This is a genomic window from Xanthomonas sp. 1678 (assembly GCF_031455575.1).
Classification (GTDB): domain Bacteria; phylum Pseudomonadota; class Gammaproteobacteria; order Xanthomonadales; family Xanthomonadaceae; genus Xanthomonas_A.
Window position 1 is genome coordinate 698,420 of sequence record NZ_JAVDSZ010000003.1, and the last position, 6,866, is coordinate 705,285.

The window sequence follows — 6,866 nt, forward strand, 5'->3', positions numbered from 1 at the left end:
TCCCCTGGTGTCAAATCGCGTTGTTGGTGTAGAGCTGGGCCATGGCCACGCAGACCTTGCGCGGCCCTTTGAAGGGCGAGCGCCCGTGCGTCAACAGAAAGTTGTCAATGAACAGCACGTCGCCCTGCTGCCATGGGAAGCGGACCGCGTGCTCCTCGTAGAGCCCTCGGATCGACGCCACCACCGAATCCTCGATGGGGCTTCCGTCGCCGTAGTACGCATTGCGCGGCAAACCATCGGCGCCGAACTCCTCGACCAGGAAGTCGCGGACGTCCTCCGGCATGTTCGAACTGTGGAACAGGTGCGCGTGGTTGAACCACACCGTATCCCCGGTGACTGGATGGGTGGCGATGGCTTGGCGGACCGCACGGGTCCGCAGCACGTCGCCAGGCAGCCATTCGTACTCGGTGCGGCTTTCACGTAGGTACTGCTCGGCCTGCTCGCGGGTCTCCACCTGGAACGCCTCGCGCCAGTCCATGTCCACCCCGAGGCCATAGTTGCGCACGTACATGACCTTGCGGTCGATGAAGCGCCGTTTGATGTCCGCGGGAATGGCCGCGAACACCTTGCGGTCGTCGGCCAACGGCGTGTAGCCCCCCTCCTCCGCCACCAACTGGCTGCAGAAGTACAGTTTGCTGGGCCAGTGGTGCGAGTAGGACATCTCGTGATGCATGGGGATGGATTCCTCGGCGGCATACTCCGTCGAGGAATAGACCTTGTCGCCGAGCTGCACCCGTGGCGCGCCGCGCTCGATGTAACCGAGCAACTCGCCCGCGTGCGCGACCGCCACGCGGTTGAGCTTTTCCGCCGAATCGATGCCGAAACCGCGGAACAGGATGGCGCCGTGTCGGTGCAGCATCCCATCGATCGTCTCCCTGTTGGCTTGGACCCATTGTTCCAGTGGCGCCTGCAGCGTGCCCTCCTGCACAACCAGCGGCAGCGCATGATCGGGACGGGAGAGCTCGGACGATCCTCCGGTCGCGGTGGGTTCGGCGTGCGATGCGTCTTCCAGGACGTTGTTCATTGCAGCGACCTATTCGTTGCGGAGGATGAAGGCGGGCGGCTGCCGGAACAGCGCCCGCATCGGCAGGTAGCAGGCATTCAGCCCGAGCCCGATCACGATCGCGAGATTCAGGGCGAACACCGCGATCAGCTGTGCGCTGAGGAACGGCGTGACCAGATCCTTCCAGAAAACGTAAAGCACGGTCAGCGCCAGCAGCTGCACGACGATGCCCACGGTGATCGGCACCAGGTTCTGGCGGATGATCAGACCGAGCAACTGGCGCTTCTTCGCCCCGATCGCGATCCGCGTCCCCAGTTCGAAGCGGCGTTGGCGCACCGAATTGTTGACGATGCCGTAGATGCCCAAGCCCGACAGCAACACGATGATGACCGTCAGTGCAGCCGAGATGGCGAGCGTGGCCCATTGCTTGAACAGGGCCATGCGCAGCGTGGATTGCAGCGACTCGAACTCGTTGACCACCAGGGCCGAGGTGGCTTCCTTGACACGGCCGACCACTTCCTCGCGCTCGAGCGCACGGTCGGACTTGATCAGGAAGTAGCTCGCGTCCACGCCGACCGGCGTGTAGGCGCGCGGCAGACCGGGCTCCTCGTTGGGCAGGGTCATGTTGCCCACGATGCCGATGACCTCGTAGGGCTCGCCGTCCCCGGTCGAAAGCCGGGCACGCAGCGGGTCGGTGCCGATCTCGGCCGCGAACGCCTGGTCCACCACCATCACCCGCCGACCGTCGCGAACGTCCTCCACGCTGAAATTGCGTCCTTCGACGAGGGGCTGTCCGATCATCGGGAAGTACGCGGCGTCCACCGCCTTGCGCAACGGGGCGAACGGGGTGCCGCTGGTGGCGTTGGTCAGCGCCATCTTGGAGAAGCTGGATAGCGGCGACCCCGATTGGCTGACCATGGTCACGCCGGGCGTGCCGGCCAGCGAGGCGCGCACCGCCTGCAGGGTCGCCAGGCGTTGCTCGTCGGTCTGCTCGGTCTGGCTTGCGTCATCCAACACCAGGCGGGCGATGCCGTCCACGGTGAAGCCCATGTCGGTATCGATGATGCTGCGCGCGTTGAGGAACAGCGCGATGTTGCAGAAGATCAGGAACGAGGCGATCGCCACCTGCGTCCCGACCAGAATCTGCTGGCGACGGCGGGACAGTTGCAGTCCGCCGCCCTTGCTGCCGCTCTGGACCATGCCGGCCAACGCCTTGTAGTTCACCGCGCTGATACTCAGCCAGGCGAAGACCAGCGACAGGACGGCGCCGATCAGCAACGCCGCCGCGAAGGTCACGCTGTTGAGCCGGAGCTCGCCGACGCGCGGCAGCACGGTGTCCATGCTGGCCTGCAGGATATGGAAGCCCACCGCCGCGATGACCAGGCCCAGGACGCAGGCGGCCGTCATCAGCACCCCGATCTCGGCCAGCTTGCCGACGAACAGTTGACGCATGCGCGCGCCCACCGATGCCTGGATCGCCATCGAGCGCTGCTGCTCGGCCGCGCGCGACATCATCAGGCAGGAGATGTTGACGCAGCTGATCAGGGTGAGGCCGGTGACGCCGATCAGCAGCAGCAGGGCCATGCGGCTGCTGTCTCCGGTGACGAAGTCGCGCAGCGACGCGACCTTGGCGCGGATCGACCATCCGGCGAAGAACGGCTTGCCGGCCACCTCCGGCCGCCACCGGGTATCGGCGAGCGAGGTCAGCATCTGCTGTGCCTGCGATGCGCTTACGCCGTCCTTCAGCCGCCCCATCCAGTAGATCGAGCCGCTGATGCTGCTCCAGCTGCCGCGTTTGTCTTCGTCGGCGGGATTGAAGTCCCACGGCAGCCAGACGTCCGTGCTGCGCCCGGTTTCGGACAGTTGCGGTTCGTGGAAGCTGCGTGCGGTGACGCCGACGATGGTGAACGCCTTTCCGCCGATATCGATCTTGCGCTTCAGGATGTCGGAATCAGCGCCGAACTGCTGTTGCCAAGCCTCGTAGCTGAGCACCGCGACCGGCATGAAGCTGTTGAGCTTCTCGCGCTCGTCCAGTGCGCGGCCCAGTTGCATCGGCACGTCCAGGAGCGTGAACAGGCGCGGACTGGCGTAGGTGGTATTGACCACGGCCTGATTGGGTAGCGAGGTGGCGACGTCCTGGGAATAGTAGAGCGCTGCCGATTCGCTGAAGACGCTCTGCTTGTCGTCCAGATACAGCACGCCCGGATAGGTGTAGGCCTCGCCCTTGACCTCGCCCTCGCCGTCCACGAACTCCTGCGTGACCACTTGCAGCTGCTGGGAGTCCCGGTACGGCAGTGGCTGCACGATGAGCAGATAGCACAGGGTCAGGATGCACAGCAGTGCGCCGATGCTGATGCCCATGCTTGCGATGATCGAGCCGGACAGCATCGGCTTGCGCCGCACGTTGTGCAGCGCGTGACGGAGGACAAAGGCGAGGCGGCTCATACGGCGATGTCCAGGGCGCGCGGCTGGACGATGGCGCCGTCGTGCAACCGCAGCTTGACTGCGGCCTCGTTCGCATACGCCGGATCGTGGGTGACCATGCAGATGGTCGTGCCCTTGGCGTTGAGGGCCTTCAACAGGGACATCACCGCATCGCCGCTCTGCGAATCCAGGTTGCCGGTCGGTTCGTCGACCAGCAGGATGCTGGGAGAGTGGACAATGGCACGGGCGATGGCCACGCGCTGTTGCTGGCCGCCGGAGAGTTGGTTGGGCAGATGCTGGCGCCGATGCTGCATGTTCACCGTCTCCAGCGCGGCATCCACGGCTGCATCGATTTCCTTGGCGCTATAGGTCTTGCTGCTGTAGCGCAGCGGCAACGCCACGTTGTCGAACACGCTGAGTTCGTCGATCAGATTGAACGACTGGAACACGAAACCGATCTTCTCGTTGCGGATGGCCGCGCCGCCGTCGAAGTCCAGCGAGGACACGTCGACGCCATCGATGAAGTACTGGCCCGTGCTGGGACTGTCGAGCAGCCCCAGGATCGACAGCAGGGTCGATTTGCCACAGCCCGATGGCCCGGAAATCGACACGAAGTCACCCCTGGAGATCTCCAGGCTGACGTCGTTCAGTGCATGGGTTTCCACGAAACGGGTGTCGTACACCTTGGACACATTGTGCAGACGAATCGGATGACTGTGCTTGATTTCCATGGGCTTTCCCTTCCTTGTGCGCTTCAGATGCTGTCCATCGCCTTGCTGGCGCTCAGACAAAGGACGACGACCAGCACCATCGCCAGCAGTCCTCCCGAGTGAACGCTGCCGACGATACGGGTTGTTTCGTGGAACAGGCCCGCCATGACCGGCGGGGGATCGAAATGCGTAGGCCGCATGGCCAGCGCCACCGCCGACGCCATGGTCAGCGCACAGCCGAAGACCCAGCCGCGGTGGCGGCGACGGCGCACGGCCTTGGTCGTGACGCTGCGGATGAAATCACCGCCGTCGAGCGGGCTTCGGTAGGCGAGCATGTGGGCCACGGCGGATGCCCCGCGTTCGCGGTCGTCCCGGTTGGAATCGCTGGTGTTCACGATTGTTCCTCTTCGATGTCCAGCAACCGCGCAAGCTTCTTCTTCGCGCGATTGATGTGGGATTTGATGGTGCCGAGCGGCATTCCGGTGACGTCCGCGATCTCGCCGTGCGACATCCCCGCCGGAAAGGCCAGGGTCACCACCAGGCGCTCGTTGATGGTCAGGTGCCGCATCATCTGTTCCAGCAGCACGTCCGACATGGCGTTGGAGGCATCGACCGGCTCTGGGTGGGTTTCCGCATCTTCCACCGACTGCAGGCGCGCGTTCGCTTGTGCATGGCGCAGGAACTGGCGGTAGGCGACCGTGTGCAGCCAGGTCGACAGGCTTGCGTCGCCACGAAAGCCTCCGAGCGCGCCGAGCATGCGGATGAAGGTCTCCTGCGCGATATCGTCGGCCAACGCGTGATCGCCTGCGGTGAGCCGCCGCAGGAAGTGGCGGATCGGCGACTGGTAGCGCCTGACCAGATCGTCGGCCGCGCGCCGGTCTCCAGCGAGGAATCGCGCGATCAGTTCGTTGTCGCTGGAGGACATCAACATCCTGGTCTGTGCTCGGGTGGGAGGCGGAGGCGTTCGGACGGGACAGCGGGATCAGGCGGCGCTGGGCTGGTCGAGCTTCCACATCAGCAGGAAGGCCAGACCCATGAACAGCGGGAACACCGCGACCGTGGAGAACTCGGTGATCGATCCGGTGATCAGGCCGGCAACCGCGGCCGCCAGACCGATGGAGATGATCACCAGGCCGCGCCGCAGATCGTTGTTGGGCGAGGGGCGGCTGGTGTTCATCTGCGCGACCAGTGCCGGGTTCAGTTGCACGCCGCTTTCCAGCGCGGCGCGCAGCGTGCGCTGCACTTCGACCTGGTTGCGGCTGTTGAGGATGGAAAAGGTGATGAGCATCACTGCGATACTCAGAACACCGATGACCGGAATGAAGTTGCTGTCCATGGTTTTGATCTCGTTGCGTGGGCGGGCTACGTGAGCCTTGTATTGATTGGAGTCGGCCAGGGCGGCGTTTGGATGCAGGCATCCGATATTTTTTTTAGACTTCCTCCAGTTCCGCCAACGCCTCGCCGGCCCGGCTCACGGTCTTGCCCAACCAGATCGCCACGCTGTCGACATGCGGCGCGCGCAGGATCTGGAAGTGGTCGCACTCCAGCGGCTGCGCCACCTCCACGCGCGCCAGGGCGTCCCAGCCGCGCTGCTCCCAGGCCAGCGTATCCACGCTGGCGCCGATGAACTGGACCGCGCCGGTGTATGGCCGCCCCGGATAGTTCGCCGCCGCCTCCCAATTGCTGCGGCACAACCGGAAGCGCTCGCGCAGCGCCCCCACACCGACCGCGGCCGGCAGGAGGCCTTGCGCCGCGGCGTGCTCCGCTGCGTGGACGAGCGCACGTTCGGGGCCGTAGATGCGATGAACGGCCACGAGGTCGTCGACATGCTGCTCGTCCACCACACCCAGTTCCTGCAGCAGCACCATGAACGCGACCAGATCGGCGTCGACGCCCTCGAAGGCGCTGTGGATCAGCACCGAGTCGATCATGCTCACCGAGCCCACGGCGTGTCCGTTCGCTTCGAGCTGGCCTGCCATTTCGAAGGCCAGCAGACCGCCCAGCGAGTAGCCCGCCAGATGGTAGGGCCCGTCGGGCTGCACCGACCGCACCAAAGCCACATAGCGCTGCGCCAGCTGTTCGACGCTCATGTCGTGCTCGTCGGACATCTGGATGCCCAGCACGTCCCACCCCGGATCCAGACGCGTGACCAGTTCGTGGTAGCACGCGACGTCGCCGCCGATCGGATGCACCAGGATCAAGCGCTTCGGTGCGCCCCCGCTGGCGGGCTGGCGTCCGCGCTGGAGTTGCACCAGGCTGCAGCCGCCATTGGACGCGGGAGCGCCCGCGGCTTGGCCGATTCTGCCGGCGAGTTCGCCGATGGTGGGGTGCTTGAACACATCGACCATCGACAGCTGGCAACCGAACTGGCGGTTGGCCGCGTTGATCACCTGCAACGCCAGCAGCGAGCGGCCGCCCAGGGCGAAGAAGTTGTCGCCGATGCCGACCTGCTCCACCTTCAGCAGGCGCTGCCACAACGCCACCATCCATTGCTCGGTGGCATTGCGCGGCGGTTCCACCGCGCGCGGCGCCAGCTGGCCGCGCCCGCGGCTGGCGTCTCCGGCACGCAGCGCATTGCGATCGATCTTGCCGTTGGCGCTCAGCGGCAACGCCTCCAGCGCGACCCACTCCTGCGGCAGCATGAACCCCGGCAGCTGACGCCGCAGGTGCTCGCGTGCCTGCGCCTCGAGCGTCGCCTCCGCCACGCCCTGCCCTGGCAGGTAGTGCAC

General features: G+C 65.4%; 7 protein-coding genes. All 7 read right to left on the minus strand.

The features are described 5' to 3' along the window. Positions 1-10 precede the first annotated feature (10 nt). A complete protein-coding gene (locus J2Y70_RS09160) occupies positions 11-1,024 on the minus strand; it encodes a TauD/TfdA family dioxygenase (RefSeq protein WP_309916157.1) in 1,014 nt (337 codons plus the stop codon). 9 nt (positions 1,025-1,033) lie between these two features. Then, positions 1,034-3,448, minus strand: a complete 2,415-nt coding sequence (locus J2Y70_RS09165) for an ABC transporter permease (RefSeq protein ID WP_309916160.1) — start codon at positions 3,446-3,448, stop codon at positions 1,034-1,036. Further along, positions 3,445-4,158: an ABC transporter ATP-binding protein gene (locus tag J2Y70_RS09170; protein WP_309916180.1), complete on the minus strand. Its 714-nt coding sequence runs from the start codon at positions 4,156-4,158 to the stop codon at positions 3,445-3,447. The genes J2Y70_RS09165 and J2Y70_RS09170 overlap by 4 nt, the downstream gene beginning before the upstream one ends. Before the next feature lie 23 nt (positions 4,159-4,181). Continuing rightward, on the minus strand, positions 4,182-4,532 hold the full coding sequence (locus J2Y70_RS09175; RefSeq protein ID WP_309916184.1) for a hypothetical protein: 351 nt from the start codon (positions 4,530-4,532) through the stop codon (positions 4,182-4,184). Further along, the gene (locus tag J2Y70_RS09180; protein ID WP_309916186.1) at positions 4,529-5,062 is read right to left on the minus strand and encodes an RNA polymerase sigma factor; all 534 of its coding nucleotides are present in this window, start codon (positions 5,060-5,062) and stop codon (positions 4,529-4,531) included. The genes J2Y70_RS09175 and J2Y70_RS09180 overlap by 4 nt, the downstream gene beginning before the upstream one ends. Positions 5,063-5,119: 57 nt before the next feature. Continuing rightward, complete coding sequence (locus J2Y70_RS09185) at positions 5,120-5,473, minus strand: DUF6249 domain-containing protein (RefSeq protein ID WP_309916189.1); 354 nt, start codon at positions 5,471-5,473, stop codon at positions 5,120-5,122. 94 nt (positions 5,474-5,567) lie between these two features. Next, a partial coding sequence (locus J2Y70_RS09190; RefSeq protein WP_309916192.1) for a thioesterase domain-containing protein occupies positions 5,568-6,866 on the minus strand: 1,299 nt, incomplete at its 5' end.

Bases quoted from the DNA above. Each gene is read 5' to 3' on its own strand.
- J2Y70_RS09170 (WP_309916180.1), bottom strand. From the start codon at position 4,158: ATGGAAATCAAGCACAGTCATCCGATTCGTCTGCACAATGTGTCCAAG.
- J2Y70_RS09165 (WP_309916160.1), bottom strand. From the start codon at position 3,448: ATGAGCCGCCTCGCCTTTGTCCTCCGTCACGCGCTGCACAACGTGCGG.
- J2Y70_RS09180 (WP_309916186.1), bottom strand. From the start codon at position 5,062: ATGTCCTCCAGCGACAACGAACTGATCGCGCGATTCCTCGCTGGAGAC.
- J2Y70_RS09160 (WP_309916157.1), bottom strand. From the start codon at position 1,024: ATGAACAACGTCCTGGAAGACGCATCGCACGCCGAACCCACCGCGACC.
- J2Y70_RS09185 (WP_309916189.1), bottom strand. From the start codon at position 5,473: ATGGACAGCAACTTCATTCCGGTCATCGGTGTTCTGAGTATCGCAGTG.